Annotated in this window: 11 protein-coding genes; 6 read left to right on the forward strand and 5 right to left on the reverse strand. The window is 62.5% G+C overall.

Annotation, left to right across the window (positions count from 1 at the left end; genetic code table 11):
• Positions 1–5: 5 nt before the first annotated feature.
• Positions 6–515 carry a 5-(carboxyamino)imidazole ribonucleotide mutase gene (gene purE, locus ACWHVV_RS12315; RefSeq protein ID WP_447926496.1) on the reverse strand — a complete coding sequence of 170 codons (510 nt, stop codon included), beginning with the start codon at positions 513–515 and terminating at the stop codon, positions 6–8.
• Positions 516–733: 218 nt separating this feature from the next.
• Here purE and ACWHVV_RS12320 point away from each other — a divergent pair, with 218 nt between their 5' ends.
• Positions 734–1,006, forward strand: coding sequence for an XRE family transcriptional regulator (locus tag ACWHVV_RS12320; protein WP_447926497.1), 273 nt, complete (start codon positions 734–736; stop codon positions 1,004–1,006).
• A gap of 82 nt (positions 1,007–1,088) precedes the next feature.
• Here the strand turns inward: ACWHVV_RS12320 and chrA are convergent, their stop codons facing one another.
• Complete coding sequence (gene chrA, locus ACWHVV_RS12325) at positions 1,089–2,276, reverse strand: chromate efflux transporter (protein WP_447926498.1); 1,188 nt, start codon at positions 2,274–2,276, stop codon at positions 1,089–1,091.
• Between the two features lie 137 nt (positions 2,277–2,413).
• Positions 2,414–4,147: a dihydroxy-acid dehydratase gene (gene ilvD, locus ACWHVV_RS12330; protein ID WP_447926499.1), complete on the reverse strand. Its 1,734-nt coding sequence runs from the start codon at positions 4,145–4,147 to the stop codon at positions 2,414–2,416.
• 209 nt (positions 4,148–4,356) lie between these two features.
• On the opposite strand from ilvD, the gene ACWHVV_RS12335 reads away from it, so the two are divergent.
• Together ACWHVV_RS12335 and recC are read left to right on the forward strand one after the other, a co-directional pair.
• Positions 4,357–4,719, forward strand: coding sequence for a DUF5362 family protein (locus ACWHVV_RS12335; protein WP_447926500.1), 363 nt, complete (start codon positions 4,357–4,359; stop codon positions 4,717–4,719).
• A gap of 91 nt (positions 4,720–4,810) precedes the next feature.
• Positions 4,811–8,368: an exodeoxyribonuclease V subunit gamma gene (recC, locus tag ACWHVV_RS12340; RefSeq protein ID WP_447926501.1), complete on the forward strand. Its 3,558-nt coding sequence runs from the start codon at positions 4,811–4,813 to the stop codon at positions 8,366–8,368.
• 21 nt (positions 8,369–8,389) lie between these two features.
• Here the strand turns inward: recC and pncB are convergent, their stop codons facing one another.
• Positions 8,390–9,583, reverse strand: coding sequence for a nicotinate phosphoribosyltransferase (gene pncB, locus ACWHVV_RS12345; protein ID WP_447926502.1), 1,194 nt, complete (start codon positions 9,581–9,583; stop codon positions 8,390–8,392).
• 203 nt (positions 9,584–9,786) lie between these two features.
• On the opposite strand from pncB, the gene recB reads away from it, so the two are divergent.
• Both recB and recD read left to right on the forward strand, forming a co-directional pair.
• Complete coding sequence (gene recB / locus ACWHVV_RS12350; protein WP_447926503.1) at positions 9,787–13,443, forward strand: exodeoxyribonuclease V subunit beta; 3,657 nt, start codon at positions 9,787–9,789, stop codon at positions 13,441–13,443.
• Positions 13,440–15,740: an exodeoxyribonuclease V subunit alpha gene (gene recD, locus ACWHVV_RS12355; protein ID WP_447926504.1), complete on the forward strand. Its 2,301-nt coding sequence runs from the start codon at positions 13,440–13,442 to the stop codon at positions 15,738–15,740. Before recB ends, recD begins: the two co-directional genes overlap by 4 nt.
• 72 nt (positions 15,741–15,812) lie before the next feature.
• On the opposite strand, the gene ACWHVV_RS12360 is transcribed toward recD, so the two are convergent.
• Positions 15,813–16,592, reverse strand: a complete 780-nt coding sequence (locus ACWHVV_RS12360; protein WP_447926505.1) for a 2OG-Fe dioxygenase family protein — start codon at positions 16,590–16,592, stop codon at positions 15,813–15,815.
• A 262-nt stretch (positions 16,593–16,854) separates the two neighbouring features.
• Here ACWHVV_RS12360 and ACWHVV_RS12365 point away from each other — a divergent pair, with 262 nt between their 5' ends.
• The gene (locus ACWHVV_RS12365) at positions 16,855–18,720 is read left to right on the forward strand and encodes a putative bifunctional diguanylate cyclase/phosphodiesterase (RefSeq protein ID WP_447926506.1); all 1,866 of its coding nucleotides are present in this window, start codon (positions 16,855–16,857) and stop codon (positions 18,718–18,720) included.
• The last annotated feature ends 45 nt before the right edge of the window (positions 18,721–18,765 follow it).

Genomic DNA, 18,765 nt, shown 5'->3' on the forward strand with positions numbered 1-18,765 from the left:
TCTCCTTAAGCCTCGGTGTCGGCCCGCGGGTCCGGGTTATCCAGTACCGTTTGGGTTTGCTCCTGGCGGAAGGCCTCGACCGCCTCGCGCACGGCGCTATCTTGAAGCCCCACGATCTGCGCGGCCAAAAGCCCCGCGTTGGTCGCCCCAGCTTTACCAATGGCCAGGGTGCCCACGGCAATACCGCCGGGCATTTGGGCGATCGAAAGAAGCGAATCCAGCCCCTTCAAGGATTTGGATTCGACCGGCACCCCCAGCACGGGAAGCGGCGTTTGCGAGGCCACCATGCCCGGCAGGTGAGCGGCACCACCGGCCCCGGCCACGATCACTTGCAGGCCGCGCTCGGCCGCGCTTTTGGCGTAGTCGAATAACAAATCCGGCGTGCGGTGCGCCGACACCACGCGGGTCTCGCAGGCAACCCCCAAACGCTCGAGCATGGTGACGGCGTGCTCCATGACGGGCCAGTCGGATTTCGACCCCATAATCACGCCCACTCGGGGTGCGCTCTCGGACATGTATTCGCTCCTCGGCCAGAGGCCTAAAACCGTTTCAAGACTTAGTGAAGACAAACGAAAGCCGCAAGGCTTGGCTGACATTTTGAAGGCGAATAGTTTACCAGAGCGCGCCCTTTTAAGGGCCTGGATCAAATGACGAATTTTTCATCGAAACAGGCATTGAAAAGCGCTTGGGTTAGCGGCATTGTGTAGGGGTCACTTTTGACTGATGGAGTCACATGAGTACGGCATACTCGACTGCTCACGCAGAAACGCTGGACCCTGTGCGAAGCAGCCCTGACCTCGATGTCAGGGAACTTGAAAAACGTACGCGCCTGATGCGTATCATTACACGTCTGGTCGCCGTATCAGACCTGGGAAGCCGGGAAATTGCCCGCAGAGCAGGCCTTCCCGTTCAAAAAATCAGCGACCTGCTCGCTGGACGGCTCGAGCATTTGGACATTGACGAACTCAACGTCCTGCGCCGCTCTCTAGAGCTGGAGGCGCCTTAGCCAAGCCTTCTCTCGCCAGAATCCATAGACGCCCCGCCCTTGCGGGGCGTTTTTTATGCGCAGCGCGCTGGCATTCAGCAGCCTAACAAGCCACCCCGCCCAGCACCACGATGATGACCACCGCCCAGGCCGGCAGCTTCCAAACGCTCAACAGTAAAAAGCCGGTCAGCGCCAGCGCAAAGTCGATAGGCGTGAGGATCGCGCTGCCCCACACGGGCTGATAAAGCGCGGCCCCCAAAATACCCACGACGGCCGCATTGGCACCGCGCAAAAGCGCCTGAGCGGCGCCCCATTGCCGAAAACGGTTCCAGAACGGCAGCGCGCCAATCAACAAGAGAAACCCGGGTACGAAAATCGCCACGAGTGCCAACAGTGCGCCCGGCACGCTATGGATACCCGGCAGCAGCGCCCCCAGGTAGGCTGCAAAGGTGAATAGCGGACCCGGTATCGCCTGGGCCGCGCCGTAACCGGTCATGAACGCATCGTCGCTGATAAAGCCAGGCTGGACGACTTCGGCGCTGAGCAGCGGTAGCACCACGTGCCCACCACCAAACATCAGCGCCCCTGAACGGTAAAAGGCATCGGCAATATCAAGCCAAAGGGCCTGATGGGCCAAAAGCGGAAGTGCGAGCAAAAGCCCGGCAAAGAGCAGTAGCGCCCCATACCCCGCCAGGCGCGATACGCCAAAGTGAAGCGTTTCGCTCTCGCTGTGGGCGGCGGCTTCGCGGCAAAGCAAAAGCCCGGCCACCCCGCCCAGTACGATAGCGCTGACCTGGCCCAAAGGCCCACTGGCCAGTACCGCCACGAACACCGCGCCCAAGGCGATACCGGTCCGGGTCTTGTCCGGGCACAGGTTACGCGCCATTCCCCAAACGGCGTGGGCCACGATGGCCACAGCCACTATCTTAAGGCTTGCAATCACGCGCTCGGCAAGCGGCCCCTCCAGCACCGCTGTCCCCACCGCAAACAGGAACAGTACGATGGCCGAGGGCAGCGTAAAGGCAAACCACGCCGCCGCCGCGCCCCAGGGGCCGGCGCGCAGAAGCCCCAGCGCGAAACCGACCTGGCTACTCGCCGGGCCCGGTAGAAACTGGCAAAGCGCCACCAGATCCGCGTAGGCCGCCTCGGAAAGCCAGCGCCGCCGGGCGACGAACTCGGTACGAAAGTACCCCAGATGCGCGATGGGGCCGCCAAAAGAGGTCAACCCCAGCCACAAAAATACCCGGAACACCTCGCCAACGTTTCTACGCCTGGCCGCCTGGATCGTCATCGTCTGGCCTCTGCTGGAAGAAAATCACCAGCTTAACCCGCCCGTTTGACGCCCGTGTGACACTAAAACGCCGCTGAGGGCAGCGCGGTGGCGCGAGCACTCAGCGGCGTGACAAGCACGGCGCGAAAAGGGCCGAGTTAGTCGTTCTGGTCGGTCACCGCGCCGGTGCTCGCGGAGCTTACCTGGCGGGCATACTTGGCGAGCACGCCGCGGGTGTAGCGCGGCGCAGGTTGTTGCCACGCACTTTGACGGCGGCTCATCTCGTCAACGCTTACGTCGATATCGATGGTATCCGCCTCGGCGTCGATGGTGATGATATCGCCGGTTTCGACCAGGCCCAGCGGGCCGCCTTCGAACGCTTCAGGGGCGACGTGGCCCACCACGAAACCGTGACTGCCGCCGGAGAAGCGCCCGTCGGTGATGAGAGCGACGTCGTTCCCCAGGCCCCGGCCCATGATCGCCGAGGTCGGGGTGAGCATTTCGCGCATACCCGGGCCACCTTTCGGGCCTTCGTAGCGAATCACCACCACATCGCCGGCGACCACGGTGCCGTCATTGATACGCGCCTGGGCTTCCTCTTCCGAGCCAAATACCCGCGCCGGGCCGCTAAAGCGAGTGCCTTCCTTACCGGTGATCTTGGCGACCGCGCCTTCCGGGGCCAGGTTGCCGTAAAGAATGCGCAGGTGGCTTTGCGCCTTGATCGGCTTTTCCAGCGGCGCGATGATCGACTGATCCATCGGGTAGGGTTCGACGTCCGCCAGGTTTTCCGCTAGGGTCTTGCCGGTCACGGTCAGGCAGTCGCCGTGCAGAAGCCCGGCCTCCAGCAGGATTTTCATCAGCGGCTGAATACCGCCAATCGCGACCAGCTCGCTCATCATGTAATGGCCGCTGGGGCGCAGATCCGCCACCACCGGCACGCGCTTGCCGATCTCGGTGAAGTCCTTGAGATTGAGCTCGACACCGATGGTGCGCGCCATGGCGATCAGGTGCAGCACCGCGTTGGTCGAGCCGCCGAGGGCGATGATGATGGTGATCGCGTTCTCGAACGCCTCGCGGGTCATGATATCCGAGGGCTTGATGTCGGCCTTGAGAAGCTCGAGCACTGCCTCCCCCGCGGCTTTACAGTCGTCGCGCTTTTCCTGGGAAATCGCGTTCTGCGCGGAGCTACCCGGCAGGCTCATGCCCAGCGCCTCGATCGCCGAGGCCATGGTGTTAGCGGTGTACATGCCGCCGCAGGAGCCGGGGCCGGGAATCGCGGTTTCCTCGATCTGCTTGAGCTCGATCAGGTCCATGTCGCCGCGCGAATGCGCGCCCATGGCCTCGAATACCGAGACGATATCCGTGTGGCCCTTGCCCGGCATGATGGTGCCGCCGTAAACGAACACGCTGGGCCGGTCGAGGCGCGCCAGGCCCATCACGCAGCCGGGCATGTTCTTGTCGCAGCCGCCGATGGCGACCAGCCCGTCGAACCCTTCGCAGCCCGCCACCGTCTCGATGGAATCCGCGATCACTTCGCGGGAGACCAGCGAGTACTTCATGCCCTCGGTGCCGTTGGCGATACCGTCACTAATGGTGATGGTGTTGAACACCACGCCCTTGCCACCGGCGGCGTCGGCGCCGTCCCGGGCCAGTTCGGCCAGCTCACCGATATGGCTGTTGCACGGTGTCACCATGCTCCAGGTCGAGGCCACACCCACCTGGGGCTTTTTGAAGTCGTCGTCATTGAAGCCCACCGCGCGCAGCATGGCACGGCTGGCGGCTTTGCCCGGGCCGTCTACGACCGGGGCGGAGTGGCGCCGCGAGCCTTGCGCTGCGTCGTCCTGGGCAACGTCCTGGGAATCGTTTTGAGAAGGGCTGGTCGGCTCGGTCATGGCAGGCTCCTGAATTTTTAATAGTGTTTTAATAAAATGTCTAATAAAACCCCATAGCTTGGCGATGCGCGGGCCTCACTGCAAGATGCTTAAGGCAATTATCCGGCAAAATTCCCGTCATGCGGCGCGTAAAGACAAAAGTGTCGAAACTCATTAAGATCATGGCCTTCCAACAACGCACTGATTTTCACTCGACACACGAGGACGCCATGGAACCCCAGGAGAAGCACGAGCTTTTAAAAAGCGTCGCTGAGCCGCTTTACCGCGGTAAACTCTGGATGCAACTGATCGGCGTGATGCTGATTTTGGGCGGGCTGTTAACGGCGATTACCATCATCGGCATTATCGTCGCCTGGATTCCCATTTGGGCGGGCGTCGTACTCTTCCAGGCGGCCAGTGCCAGCCAGCGTGCTTATCAAAGCGGCGACGAGCGCGAGCTGCGCTTTGCCCTTGGCAAGCTCAAGACCCACTTCACCATCTTCGGCGTGCTGATTTTGCTTTATCTGCTGCTGTTTGTGGGCATGACCTTTTTAGGCCTGATGGGCATTGGTAACGTTACCCTCTCCTACTAGTTTGCGCCTTTCCAGCAGCCCGCTGGTCTAGTCGCGCCAGGCCCGACGCAAGCGGCCTGGCCGCTGTTCACCGCTCAACCAGGATGTGCTCATGAGCCTATTCACCCCACCGCTAACGCCGGGTTTCATGGTGATTCACGCCAATCGGCTGGAAGATTTACGCGCCGTGGCGGTGGAGTGGATGCGCCTGCACCCGCTGGGCCCGCTCGAAAACGAAACGATCCTGGTGCAGAGCAACGGCATCGGCCAGTGGCTGAAGCTGGCCCTTGCCGAAGATCCGAAAAACGGCGGAGCGGGCATCGCGGCGGCACTCGATGTCACCCTGCCCGCGCGCTTTCTCTGGCAGGCCTACCGCACGGTGCTGACGCACGTGAATGCGCAGGACGACGCCGTTCCAGAGACATCGCCCTTCGATAAATCGCGCCTGGTGTGGCGCCTTTTGCGCCTTCTGCCCACGCTGGTCGATGAGCCGGTGTTCGAGCCTCTCGCGCGGTTTCTCGAGTTCGACCGGGACCAGCGCAAACACTACCAGCTCGCCGAGCGCCTGGCGGACCTGTTCGATCAGTACCAGGTGTATCGGGCGGACTGGCTGGAGGCCTGGGCGGCGGGCAGCGACGTGCTCATCAGCGCCCGCGGCGAGCGCCAAACGCTTGCGCCCCATCAGATGTGGCAGCCCGCGCTTTGGCGGCGCCTGCGTGAGGATGTCGCCGCCACCCAGGGCCAGGCCGGGCTCGACAGCAGCCGTGCCCAGGTGCACCAGCGCTTTTTAACCGCCACCGAGCAGCTGGAAGGCCAGTCGTGCCCACCAGGCGTGCCCCGGCGGCTGATCATCTTCGGTATCTCCTCGCTGCCCCAGCAGACCCTCGAGGCGCTGGCCGCGCTTTCGCGCTGCTGCCAAATCGTGCTCTGCGTGCATAACCCCTGCCAGTACTACTGGGCGGATATCATCGAACACAAGGACCTGCTGCGCGCCAGCCGCTACCGCCAGCGCCGCAAGGCCGGCATGCCCGAGGCGCTGGATGTGCTCGGCACCGGCGATGCCACCCAGGCCCTGCACCTGCACGCCCAGCCGCTGTTGGCCGCCTGGGGCAAACAGGGCCGCGACTACCTGCGCCTGATCGACGAGCACGACGACACCGGCGACTACCAGAGCCTTTTCGAGCAGCGCGCGCTGCGTATCGATATGTTCGAGCCGTTCTGCCAGGGTGAAGGCACGCTCTTGAGCCAGCTCCAGGACGACATCCGCGAACTACGCCCAGTGGGTGAAACCCGCGAGCACTGGGGGGCACCAGCGCCAGAAGACGACTCGATCGTTTTCCACATCGCCCACGGCCCCCAGCGCGAAGTCGAAATCCTCCACGACCAGCTGCTTGCCGCCTTCAGCGAAGACCCCAACCTTCGCCCGCGGGATATCATCGTCATGGTGCCGGATATCGACCGCTACGCGCCGCATATCGAAGCGGTGTTCGGCAAGCTCACCCAGGACGATGCGCGCTATATCCCGCATACGCTCTCGGACCAGGCCAGCCGCCACCGCCTGCCGATGATGATCGCGCTGGAAAAATTACTGCGCCTGCCGGAGCTGCGCGTTTCGACCAGCGACGTGCTGGATTTGCTCGACGTGCCCGCCCTGCGCCAGCGTTTTGGGTTGGAAGAGCGGGATATTCCCATTCTCGAGCGCTGGATGGCCGGTGCCGGCATTCGCTGGGGGCTCAACGCCCGCGCCCGCGAACACCTGGAGCTGCCGGAAGGCATCACCCAAAACACCTGGGCCTTCGGCCTGCGCCGCCTGCTGCTGGGCTATAGCGTGGGGGCGGCCGAGTCTTGGCAAGGTATCGAGCCGTTCGATGATATCGGCGGGCTCGAGGCGCGCCTGGCGGGGCCGCTGGCCACGCTGCTGGAAAAGCTGGAAGTCACCTGGGAGCGCTTTTGCCAGCCCACCCACGCCACCGCCTGGGTCGCCCGGCTGCGGGAGCTTCTCGAAACCTTCTTTTTAACCGACGACCCCGCGGAAAGCGTGATGCTGACCAAGCTCGAAAACGGCTTGCAGCAGATGCTCGAGAGCACCCAGGAAGCCGCGCTGGAGGATGCGCTGCCGCTTTCCATGGTGCGCGAGCACTGGCTTTCGCAGATCGACGAGCACAGCCTTTCCCAGCGCTTTCTGGCCGGGGCCGTTAACTTTGCAACGCTGATGCCCATGCGCGCGATACCCTTCAAGCGCGTTTGCCTGCTGGGTATGAACGACGGCGAGTACCCGCGCTCCCAGCCGCCGCTGGATTTCGACCTGATGGGCGGCGATTACCGCCCCGGCGACCGGTCGCGGCGGGAGGACGACCGCTACCTGTTTTTGGAAGCGCTGCTCTCCGCCCGCGACCAGCTCTACGTGAGCTGGGTGGGCAGAAGCCAGATCGACAACACAGCACTTGCGCCTTCCGTACTGGTCGGCCAGCTTCGCGAGCATTTAGAAGCAGGCTGGCAGCACGAAAGCGACGACTTGCTCGCGCGGCTGACCACCGAGCACCCGCTTCAGCCGTTTAGCCGGCGCTACTTCGAGGCGACCACCCCAGGGCTTTTTACCTACGCCCACGAGTGGCGCGAGGTACACACCGCGCAAACCACCCGGCAAGCTGCCGCGCTGCCCGCGCTTATCGAGGACGAATCGGCCACCCTGAACCTGGCCCAGCTGGGTAATTTCCTGCGCGAGCCGGTGAAGAGCTTCTTCAACACCCGCCTGGGGGTCTATTTCGAGCAGGAAGCGATAGAAAAGCTCGACGCCGAACCCTTCGCACTCGACGGCCTGCAGAACTGGCAGTTGCAGGACCAATTAATTGCCGCCCAGCGCCGCGCGGTGGATAACGACGAACCACGCATCGAGGCGCTGCATGCGGCACTGGAACGCTTCAAGGGCCAAGGGGTACTGGCTATCGGCGCCTTTGGCGAGCGCATGCGCGACGCCCTGGCCGAGCCGATGGAAGCCCTTTTCGAGGAGTACGAGAAGGCGCTGGCCGAGTGGCCAAGACAGGTAAGCGCGCCGCTGCCGATTACATTGGAGACCGACCACGGCCCCAGGCTTGAAGACTGGCTGGGGGAGCTTCGCGAAAGTGACCAGGGCGAGCGCTGCCGCGTGCAGCTTTTGAGCACCAGCCTGGTACGCCAAAGCAAATACCAGTGGCACCACCTGCTACGCCACTGGGTCGCGCACCTGGCGGGCAACCTGCACGGCCCTCTGACCACCCGGCTGATTTCCAAGGCGGGTCACGCCACCTTCGAGCCGCTGGCCGCCGAGACCGCCCAGGCACACCTGACGACCCAGCTAAGCGCCTGGCAGCGCGGCCAGCAAGCACCGCTGCCGCTAGCGCCCCAGGCGGGGTTCGAGTGGCTCAATCAACTGGGCACACCGGAGAGCGACACCGAGAGCAAAGCCTACGCCAGTGCGCAAAGCGCCTATGAGGGCGGGCGCTATATGGCCGGGGATGTCACCAAAAGCGCGTATCTCGCCCACCAATGGCCGGACTTCGCGCGGCTTTTCGGTGCCCGCACCGCCCAAGGGGAAGGCTTCGCGGCGCTGGTCGAAACCCTTTACGCGCCGCTTTTTAACGCGGTGAAGAAGCCTTCAAGCAAAGGCGGGCGCGAAAAGCCCGCCGATTAGAAACGCTTTAAGCAAAGCCGCTTAGGGGCAGGCCTCCGGGGAGGCGTGGCTCAACGAGAGGATTTTCTTGGCAAGCGTAATCATCTCCGGGTCGCCGGTGTGCTTGTCCGGCACGTCGGAAAGCTTGATGACCGGCAGCCACCCCTGGCCTTCCGGGCGCGCCTTGACCATCTTGATCACCATGTTCATCGGCTCGACGCCTACGTCGTTGGTGAAGTTGGTGCCGATGCCGAAGGCGGTGCCGATACGCCCCTGGCAGAACGCCTGAATGCGCTCGACGCGCTCCGGGGTCAGCGCGTCGGAAAAAATGATCGTCTTGGTTTGCGGGTTCACGCCCAAACGCTTGTAGTGCTCGATGGTCGCCTTGGCGAAATCCACCGGGTCGCCGCTGTCGTGGCGCACGCCATCGAAAAGCTTGGCGAACTTCTTGTCGAAGCTTTCGAAAAACGCTTTGCTGGTAAACGTATCCGTCAGCGCGATGCCCAAATCGCCGCGGTACACGTCTACCCAATGTTCCAGCGCCAGGCTGTTGGCCATTTTGAAGCCAAAACGCGCGCCGTGGAACATGAACCACTCGTGGGCGTGGGTGCCGATCGGCTTCACCCCGTGGCGCATGGCCAACAGCACGTTGCTGGTGCCGGTGAAGGTGTCGCCGCCGTAGTGGCGAAGCGCGCCCACCACGCGGTCGTGCACCGCATACGAGAAGCGCCGCCGGGTGCCGAACTCGGCTATTTTCAGGCCCAGGTGGCGGTAGTGCTCGATTTTATCCTTGGTGCGCTGCTCGATCAGTTCGTCGGTGTTGTCCGGGGCGTGCTCGCCACGCATCTGGTACCAAAGCTCGCTGATCAACGCCATCAGGGGGACTTCCCACAAAATGGTGCGATACCAGGGCCCTTCCATCACCACGGAAAGCTCGCTGCCCTGCTGCTCGATGATGACCTCGGACGGGTCATAACGAAAACCGGCCAGAAAATCGAGGTAGGTCGGGTCCAGGTACGGGCAGGTGGTTTCCAGGTAGTTCTTTTCTTCCTCGGTCAGTGCGAGCGAGGCCATCTTGTCCACTTCCTGACGAAGCGCGGCACCGAACCCTTCAGGAAAGCTGTGCTCGCCCCGGTTGATGAACGCATAGTGCGCGTGCGCATAGGGAAAGCGCTTGATCACGGCATTTTGCATCGTGATCTTATAAAAATCGTTATCGAGAAGCGATGTCAGCATGGTGTCTCATCGTCAGCAAAAACTAAGTGCCGCGGTAGCTTTTCAGGGCGCCCTGGCGTGGCTGGCCGACAAGATTAGCAGGTGAAGGCGCTGTCTCACAGCCCAGGGCGCCGCCGCGGCGCTTTTGATCCCCTCAAACCATCGCGATATAGTGCCAGGCTAGCGCCAAAAAGGCGCGTTCCAACGCCCCGCCCGGAGAGTCCATGAGCCAGCCCGCCCCCCTTGATCCGTTACGCCTGCCCCTGCACGGCAGCCGTTTGATAGAGGCAAGCGCAGGCACCGGCAAAACCTTCACCATCGCGCTTTTGTACGTGCGTTTGGTGCTGGGCGGCCAGGCCGAGGACGACGACACCGCCTTTATCCGCCCGCTCACCCCGCCAGAAATACTCGTGGTCACCTTCACCAACGCCGCGACGCAAGAGCTTCGCGAGCGTATTCGCGCCCGGCTGGTGGAAGCCGCGGCGGTGTTTCGCGAAACCCAATTTGATGCCCTGCTGGTCGCGCTGCGCGAGCAGTATGACCCGGCGGCCTGGCCCGCCTGCGCGCGGCGCCTCGAGCTTGCCGCGGAATGGATGGACGAGGCGGCGGTGTCCACCATTCACAGCTGGTGCTACCGCATGCTGCGCGAGCACGCCTTCGATAGCGGCAGCCTCTTCTCGCTGAACCTGGAAAACGACCAGCGCGAGCTTGAGCAGGAAGTGGTGCGCGACTACTGGCGCACCTTCTACTACCCGCTGGACGCCGAGGCCCTGGGCCAGATTACCCAATACTGGAAATCCCCGGAGGAACTTCACGGCGAGCTTGCAAAGCTATTGGCGGAAAGCGACGCCCTGGGCCACCCGCGCCCGGCGCCGAAAGAAACGCTAACCGAAACCCAGGCACAGAAAAGCCAAGCACTGGCCGCCCTAAAAGCGCCCTGGGGCAAGTGGCTTGAAGAACTCGGGCCCGAGCTCGAAGCGGCGGCGAAAGCCAAGGCATTCAATGGCAAAAGCCTTAACGCTAAAAGCCGCGCTAACTGGCTGGACGCGCTGCGCCAGTGGAGTGAGACGGATTTGGAGCGCCCGGCGCTGACCGATGCCGCCTACAAGCGCATGACGCCGGACGGCATGCGGGAAATATGGAAAGAAGGCGAGCCCCCGCTCATGGAGGCCTGGCAGGCGCTGGCAACGCTTAAAGCCGAGCTCAACGCCCTGCCCCAGCCCTACAACGACCTTCTGATTCACGCCGTGCAGTGGTGCAAGGTACGCCTGGAGCGCGAGCAGCAGCGCCGCGCCGAAATGGGCCCGACGGAGCTTTTGACGCATTTGGACCGCGCCCTGCAAGGCCCCAACCGCGAGGCGCTGGCCGCGCAAATCAAGCGCCAGTTCCCGGTCGCGCTGATCGATGAGTTCCAGGACACCGACCCGGTCCAGTACCGCATTTTCGACGCGGTGTACCAGGTGGCCACGCCGCAACGCGACAGCGCCATTTTGCTGATCGGCGACCCCAAGCAGGCCATCTACGCCTTTCGCGGCGCGGACATTTTCACCTACCTGCAGGCCCGCACCGACACCGGCGGCCGCCACGTCACGCTTTCGACCAACTTCCGCTCGACCCGCGCTATGGTGGAAGCGGTCAACCACTGCTTTCGCTACGCCGATGAGCACCCCAAAGGCGCATTTTTATTTCGCGCGGCCAACGGCGAAAGCCCCTTGCCGTTTCTTTCTGTTGATGCCCGCGGCCGCGACGAGTGGCTGGTGCACGACGGCGAGCCGGTACCCGCGATGACCCTGTGGCCGCTGGCGGCGGACGAGGTGCTTTCCAAAACCGCCTACCACACCGAGATGGCCGAGCGCTGCGCCACCCACATGGCCACCCTTCTGGACGCGGGCCAAAAAGGCCAAAGCGGTTTCCAAAACGGCGACATATTAACCCCGCTCAAGCCGTCCGACATGGCAGTGCTGGTCAATGGGCTGAGTGAGGCGCGCGCGATTCGCCTGGCGCTGGCCGCCCGTGGGGTGAAAAGCGTGTACCTGTCGGATCACGACAAGGTGTTTAGCTCGCCCATGGCGGCCCAGGTAGAGCGTTGGCTGCGCGCCTGCGCCGAGCCGCTGGCAAGCTCCCGCCAGGCCGAGGCGCACCTAAGGGCGGCGCTGGCCACCCCGGCGCTGGGGCTAACGCTTGCCGAGCTTGACCACCTTCAGCAGGATGAGCTTGCCTGGGAGGCGCGCGTGGTGCAGTTCGGCCACTACCATCGCCTTTGGCAGCGCCAGGGGGTGCTGCCGCTGGTACGCAAACTGATGGTGGATTTCGAGATTCCCGCCCGGCTTTTGGCTGCTTTCGAGGACGGCGAGCGCTTACTCACCGACCTGCTGCACCTGGGCGAACTTCTACAGCAGGCAAGCCAGGAGCTCGACGGCGAGCACGCGCTGATCCGCTTTCTGGCCGAGGCCATTCACGAGCCGGATAACCAGAACGACAGCCACAAACTGCGCCTGGAAAGCGATGCGGATCTGGTCAAGGTGGTCACCATTCACAAATCCAAGGGCCTTGAGTACCCGCTGGTGTTTCTACCCTTCATCAGCAATCACCGCCCGGTAAAAAAAGACGACCTGCCGCTGCGCTGGCACGACGACACCGGCCGCCTGCAGCTAAGCCTAAGCGCTGACGACGAAACCTTAAACACCGCCGACCGCGAACGCCTGGGCGAGGATTTGCGCAAGCTGTATGTGGCGATGACCCGCGCCCGCCACGCCACTTGGCTGGGCCTGGCCCCGCTTAAAGAAGGCGAAGACAGCGCCCTGGGCTACCTGATAAACGCCGGTGAGCCCATTGCCCCCGCTGCGCTCACATCCGCGCTCGAGGCGCTGGCCGAGGGCAGCAACATCCGCGTAGCGCCGCCGCCGGAACCCACCGCGCTGCGCCTGGCCCCGGCCGCCGAGGCCCACGTTTTAGGCCACGCCCGCACGCCCACCCGCCCGGCCCGGGAGCACTGGTGGATCGCCAGCTACTCGGCGCTGCGCCTTTCCGGTACGCTCAGCGCCCCCACCGCCACGCCGCTGGAGCCCACCACCGCCCAGGAAGCCACCGCGTTTGAAGTGCTGGACGAACCCCGGGATACAAACGAACCCCAAGCGTTTCACCTGCACAAGTTCCCCCGCGGACCGGGGCCCGGCACCTTTCTGCACGGGCTATTGGAGTGGGCGGGCAGGCTCGGCTTTCAGGCCGCCGCGGACGGCCAGGAAGAGCTTAACGACATGCTTTGGCGCCGGGTGCAGCTTCGCGGCTGGCAGGCCTGGCAGGCGCCATTAGCGGGCTGGCTGAAGGCGCTGTTCACCACGCCGCTACCGCTTAACGCCACCCAAAGCGTGGCGCTGGTGGCCATTACCGAATACCAAGTCGAGCTCGAGTTCTGGCTGGCCGCCCACACGGTGGATACCCGCGCCATCGACGCGCTGGTCAGCCGCCATATTTTGGCCGGCCATGCCCGCCCGGCGCTGGACCGCGACACCCTGAACGGCATGCTCAAGGGCTTTATCGATTTGGCCTTCGAGCACGAGGGCCGCTTCTATGTGCTGGACTGGAAATCCAACTACCTGGGCCCGGAGGACACCGCCTACGAGCCGGACGCCCTACGCCAGGCGCTGCTGGAAAAACGCTACGACCTGCAAGCCGCGCTTTATTTACTGGCCATGCACCGGCTGTTGAAAGCCCGCGTAAGTGACTACGACCCGCACCAGCACCTGGGCGGCTCACTCACCGTGTTCCTGCGCGGCAGCCGCAGCGCCGGGCGCGGCGTTTATGCCGAGCCCGCCCCCGTTGCGCTGGTTGAGGCGCTGGACGCCCTGTTTACCGGCACCGCCCAGGAGGCCACCGCGTGAACCGCCACGACACCCAAACGTTTGACCTGTTCAGCGACGACGCCGCGCCTGAAATCGCAGCGCCAGAAGCGCCACCCGCCGCGCCCCACCCGGCACTTGATGACCCCCAGGCCCTGCTGGATCTTCTGGAGCGCTGGGTAGCCCGCGGCTGGCTGCGCGACTTGGACCGGGCGCTGGCGCGCTTTCTCGCGTTGGAGGCCCCGGACGCCCCGGCGCTACTGCTACTGGCCGCGGCCCTGGCCAGCCACCAGCTTGGCCGCGGCCACGTATGCCTGGATATTAACGCCACCCTGGCCGCGCCGGATTTCGCGCTTTCGCTACCGCCAGAAGGCGACGACCTTTTAGAGCCACCGCCGCTGCCAAGCCAAATACTGGCCACCCTCACACAAGATAAATGGCAAGCCGCACTAAGCCACCCAATGCTTGCAAGCCCCGGCCCCGGCAACACCCCGCTGGTCGTAAGCGGCCCCCGGCTCTACCTACGCCGCTACTGGCAGTTCGAACAAACCCTCCACAAGGAGATCGCCGATAGACTGGTTACAGCAGTAACTGATAAACCAAATGAACATCAACAGCACATTGGCGATACCACTTGTAGGAGCCCGATTCATCGGGCGATGGATGACGCCAGTCATCCCGATAACGCCACCGAACAAAACATGCTCTCAAACGCCCTAACCACTCTCTTCCCCAAAACCCAAACAATAGACTGGCAAAAAACCGCCTGCGCCCTCGCCGCCCGCAGCCGCTTCGCCGTCATCACCGGCGGCCCCGGCACCGGCAAAACCACCACCGTGGTACGCCTGCTCGCCCTGCTGCAAACCCTGCAACTGGCCCACACCGAGCAGCCGCTGCGCATTCGCCTGGCCGCCCCCACCGGCAAGGCCGCCGCGCGCCTGAACGAATCCATCGCCGGCCAAGTCAGCAAGCTGCCCACCCAGGCACTGGCCAGCCTGTGGGATGACGCCCGCGCGCACGCCAGCGCCGAGCAGTTGCACGCGTCCATCCCCGTTGATGTCACCACCCTGCACCGCCTGCTGGGCGCCCGACCGGACACCCGGCACTTTCGCCACAGCGCCCACAACCCGCTGGCGCTGGACGTGCTGGTGATCGATGAAGCCTCAATGGTGGATATCGAAATGATGACCGCCGTGCTCAGCGCCTTGCCCGCCCAGGCGCAGCTGATGCTGCTGGGCGATAAAGACCAGCTCGCCTCGGTCGAAGCCGGTGCGGTGCTGGGCGATTTATGCCGCCGCGCCGAAGCCGCCCACTACACCCCGCAAACCGCCCAGTGGCTGGAAGCCGCCACCGGCCAGCCGATACCCGCCGAGTTCATCGACCCCGCAGGCCAGCCCCAGGACCAGGCGATTACCATGCTGCGGGTAAGCCACCGCTTCGATGAACAAAGCGGCATCGGCCAGTTGGCGAAAGCGATCAACCAGCCAAGCCATGCGGCAAGCGATGCACAAAAGCAGCAGCACGTGCGAAACGTACTGCGCCACGGCTACCCGGACCTGCACCACCTGGCGCTAACCGACGACGCCGCGCTGGATAAACTGGTCATTCACGGAAGCCCAAGCGGCTTTGCCAACGCCGGCCAGGGCCGCACCAGCCACAAGGGTGAGCCCATTGCCCCGCCCAGCGGCTACCGGCACTACCTGGCAACGCTTGTGGATCAGCGCCCCGACGGTGAATCGTTTGAGGAGAACCCGGGGGCGTTCAACGCCTGGGCAAGCGCGGTACTCGAAGCCTACAGCCACTTCCAGCTACTCTGCGCGCTGCGCAAAGGCCCCTGGGGCGTAGAGGGTTTGAACCTGCGCATCGCCAAAACGCTGCGCGGCGAAGGCGTACTTCAAGGCAACGACTACACCCTGGAAAAAGGCTGGTTCGAAGGCCGCCCGGTGCTGGTCACCCAAAACGACTACGGCTTGAAACTGATGAACGGCGACATCGGCATAACACTCGCCGTACCCGACCCGCGCGCGCCCGGCAAGCCGCTGTTGAGAGTCGCTTTCCCGACCAGCGACCCGGAAAAACCCATCCGCTGGGTGCTGCCCTCGCGCCTGCACTCGGTGGAAACGGTGTTCGCCATGACGGTACACAAATCCCAGGGCTCGGAGTTCGTCCACACCGCCCTGCTGCTGCCCACGACGATCAACCCGATTTTGACCCGGGAGCTGGTGTACACAGGCATCACTCGCGCCCGGCAGTGGCTAACCCTGGTGGAAGCCAAGCGCGGGGTGTTGAATGAAGCGGTAGTGCGGGAAGTGATGAGGCTCAGCGGAACTGGCGCATAGGGGCCACAACCAAGACGCCCCCGGAGTTCCGGGGGCGTGGGTGTTGCCAGGTTCTCAATTTACCGAGCGTTATTAGCTCTCATTGAGGACCGCTTCCGGGAAGTGGCGACGCAACATCCGGTTCTGGAAGTCGTCCACGAAACGGCTGTTGATGATGATGATGAACCGCTCGAAGGGTGCTTCGCTGTCGAGCTGTTCGATCCCGTCGACACTATGGAATAGCCGGTCATCGCGCAGATGAAGGATATCACCCGGATCCAGGGTGATATCGACCAAGGGTTGCGTGCCCGCCTTGTCGCCGTAGAGGTGATTTTCAGCACCCGCCACGTTTTCCCGATTGAGGACCAGAATGCTCAGGGCCTTGCAGCCATCGGCATGAATCCCCTGTCCCTGAAGGGGGTCGATGCTGCCTTCCCCGCGAACCCCTGTGATCTGCATCAGAATGGGTTCGTGCGCACCAATACTCCAAAGCTTTGCCCAGGCGTGCACGAAAGCCTTCACATCCGGGCGTGCCATGAATTCACTGGTCAGCGGATCATAGTAGCGTAGGCGATCCGCCATGCTTTCCGCGTCATTGAAGGCTCCCCCCTGGGCCATGGGACACTGGCCCATATCCCCGACATCGCCCTGATCGTTCAGGGAAAGCCATGACATCCGCTTCCAGCGCTGGCTGACATAGGGATCGCGCGGCAGGTCAGCGGTAAACCCCTGCCAGGCGGTCAAATCGATTCGCTCCCGAATATCGGTTTTCGCCCACGCCTGATTCCTCAGCGCCTCGGCCACTCCCGCATTCCAATAATCGGAAGGCATGGAGGTGGGATCGAAACCGTGCTTGAGGGTATCGAGTTTCATGGTGGTATTCTCCTGTTAACTGGGCGGAATTGCCCTGTGTTGCCGGTGTAAGAACGCGGTCAACAGGAGAGAAATGAAAAGATCTGCAACGATATGTCAAAAAATGCACTAAAAAAGAGTGTTTTTTTGAAAAAAGGATCAGACCGCTGATGACGTACATGTGTAGGTTACCTACTACACATAGGTGTAAGATAACCACAACAAATGACTATGTTTGCCATAATAATGGCTCTAGACAGTGCTTCTTCTTTAAGTGGATTCCATGACTGCCAGCCATTCCCGACATCACAGAGATCCGGAACGCCCGAAGGAGAACCGCAGGGAGTTTTCCGATGCGCTCACGTTGGTGTCAACGACACCTTCCACTATTGATATCGATTCGCATGATGCAGGCAGGGAAGACGTCAAGTTAGTACGCCACCAGTATCTGGAGAGTGAGCAGCGATTCCGCGCCCTGCTGGAGAATCTGCCTAAGGTGGCGGTTCAGGGGTATGATCGCGATCGGCGAGTGATTTACTGGAATGAAGGTAGCACTCGTCTCTATGGCTATACCGCTGAGGAAGCCCAGGGACAGTTACTGGAAGATCTGATCATTCCTGCCTTCATGCGTGACGGGGTAATTCAGGCGCATGGTGCATGGATCAAAGAAAGGATCGACATACCCGCCGAGGAACTCGAGCTTGAGCACAAAACCGGTGAACTGGTATCGGTCTTTTCGCAGCATCTGATGCTCAATGAGCATACCGACTCACCCTTGATGTTCTGCGTGGATGTCGATCTTTCCGACCAAAAGCGCGCCCACCGTGACCTGGAATTCGCCACCCGTTTCGACAGGCTCACCCATCTCCCCAACCGCCAGACCTTCGAGGTCGACCTGGACAGTCTGTTGGATTCTTGTCGACGCCAAGGCAATGGCCTGACAACCATCTACCTGGACATCGATCACTTCGCCGAGATCAATGATGCCCTTGGCTATGATCAGGGCGATCGCCTGCTCATTGAGCTGACTCGGCGACTGAAAAAGTGCCAGCAAGTCACTGACCTGGTGTCCCGTGTTTCTAGCGATGAATTCGTGCTGGCTTTTCCCGGCGTCTACCTGGACGCCGATGTCAGACGGATCATGCGTCATGTCCAGAATATCTTTCGGAAACCTTTCGTCCTGAATGGTCGGGAGCGTCAGGTCACGGCCTGCCTGGGTGTAGCGCTCTTTCCCGGGAATGGTGAATCGTCACGCGAATTGATCCGTAATGCCGATGTTGCCAAGAATAGTGCCAAACTGGAGGGTCGGGGTACTGTACGTTTCTTCCAACAGAAGCTCCATGATGAGCTGGTTCGCCAGCACTGTCTCTCGACGCGACTCGAGGAAGCCGTGGATAACGGTGAATTCTCACTCCACTATCAGCCCCAGGTCTCGGCGGCCAGCGGGCGAATAGAAAATCTCGAGGCCTTGTTACGCTGGGCGCCTGCCGAAGGCCCGCCGATCTCGCCTGCCGAGTTTATCCCGTTGGCCGAGCGTTCCGGTATGATCCATCGTCTGGGCGAATGGGTCATCGAAGAGGCTTGCCGCCAGCAGGTGGAATGGCGTGCCAAGGGATTTCATGAGCACCGCATCGACATCAATGTCTCGGGCCGTCAACTGGTGCGTCCCGATGCCCTCAAGCGCTTCGAGGACTCGCTGCAGCGTCACGGCTTAGGTCCGCGGGATATCGGCATCGAATTGACCGAGCATGTCCTGATCGAAGCCGACGAGACCGTCCTCGAGGACCTGCGGCGCCTCCATGATCGCGGTTTTCGCATTGCTATCGACGACTTCGGGACCGGTTATTCCTCCCTGAGCTATCTCAAGCACTTTCCCGTCACCGCCCTGAAGATCGATCGCTCCTTCATCCACGACGTTCCCACACAACCGAAGGATAGAGCCATCATGGAGGGTACCATCTTCATCGGTCATCGGTTGGGATTGGAAGTGGTGGCCGAGGGTGTCGAGAACGGCGAACAGTTGTCATTGCTTCGCGACATGCATTGCGACCTCGTCCAGGGGTTCTTCTTCTACCGTCCGATGCCTGCCAGGGATATCGACCGCCTGCTGGGCGGTTTCGTGCCTGGTCACAATGGGCTTTCGAGCTGAGCCTCACTCTTCATCAGGAGCGCCAGGAAGATCGCGCTTAAACGT

It is taken from the genome of Vreelandella sp. EE27, assembly GCF_968206495.1.

Coding starts and splice junctions, on each gene's coding strand:
- ACWHVV_RS12320 (WP_447926497.1), top strand. CDS start 734: ATGAGTACGGCATACTCGACTGCTCACGCAGAAACGCTGGACCCTGTG.
- purE (WP_447926496.1), bottom strand. CDS start 515: ATGTCCGAGAGCGCACCCCGAGTGGGCGTGATTATGGGGTCGAAATCC.
- recB (WP_447926503.1), top strand. CDS start 9,787: ATGAGCCAGCCCGCCCCCCTTGATCCGTTACGCCTGCCCCTGCACGGC.
- ilvD (WP_447926499.1), bottom strand. CDS start 4,147: ATGACCGAGCCGACCAGCCCTTCTCAAAACGATTCCCAGGACGTTGCC.
- recC (WP_447926501.1), top strand. CDS start 4,811: ATGAGCCTATTCACCCCACCGCTAACGCCGGGTTTCATGGTGATTCAC.
- pncB (WP_447926502.1), bottom strand. CDS start 9,583: ATGCTGACATCGCTTCTCGATAACGATTTTTATAAGATCACGATGCAA.
- chrA (WP_447926498.1), bottom strand. CDS start 2,276: ATGACGATCCAGGCGGCCAGGCGTAGAAACGTTGGCGAGGTGTTCCGG.
- ACWHVV_RS12360 (WP_447926505.1), bottom strand. CDS start 16,592: ATGAAACTCGATACCCTCAAGCACGGTTTCGATCCCACCTCCATGCCT.
- ACWHVV_RS12365 (WP_447926506.1), top strand. CDS start 16,855: ATGACTGCCAGCCATTCCCGACATCACAGAGATCCGGAACGCCCGAAG.
- ACWHVV_RS12335 (WP_447926500.1), top strand. CDS start 4,357: ATGGAACCCCAGGAGAAGCACGAGCTTTTAAAAAGCGTCGCTGAGCCG.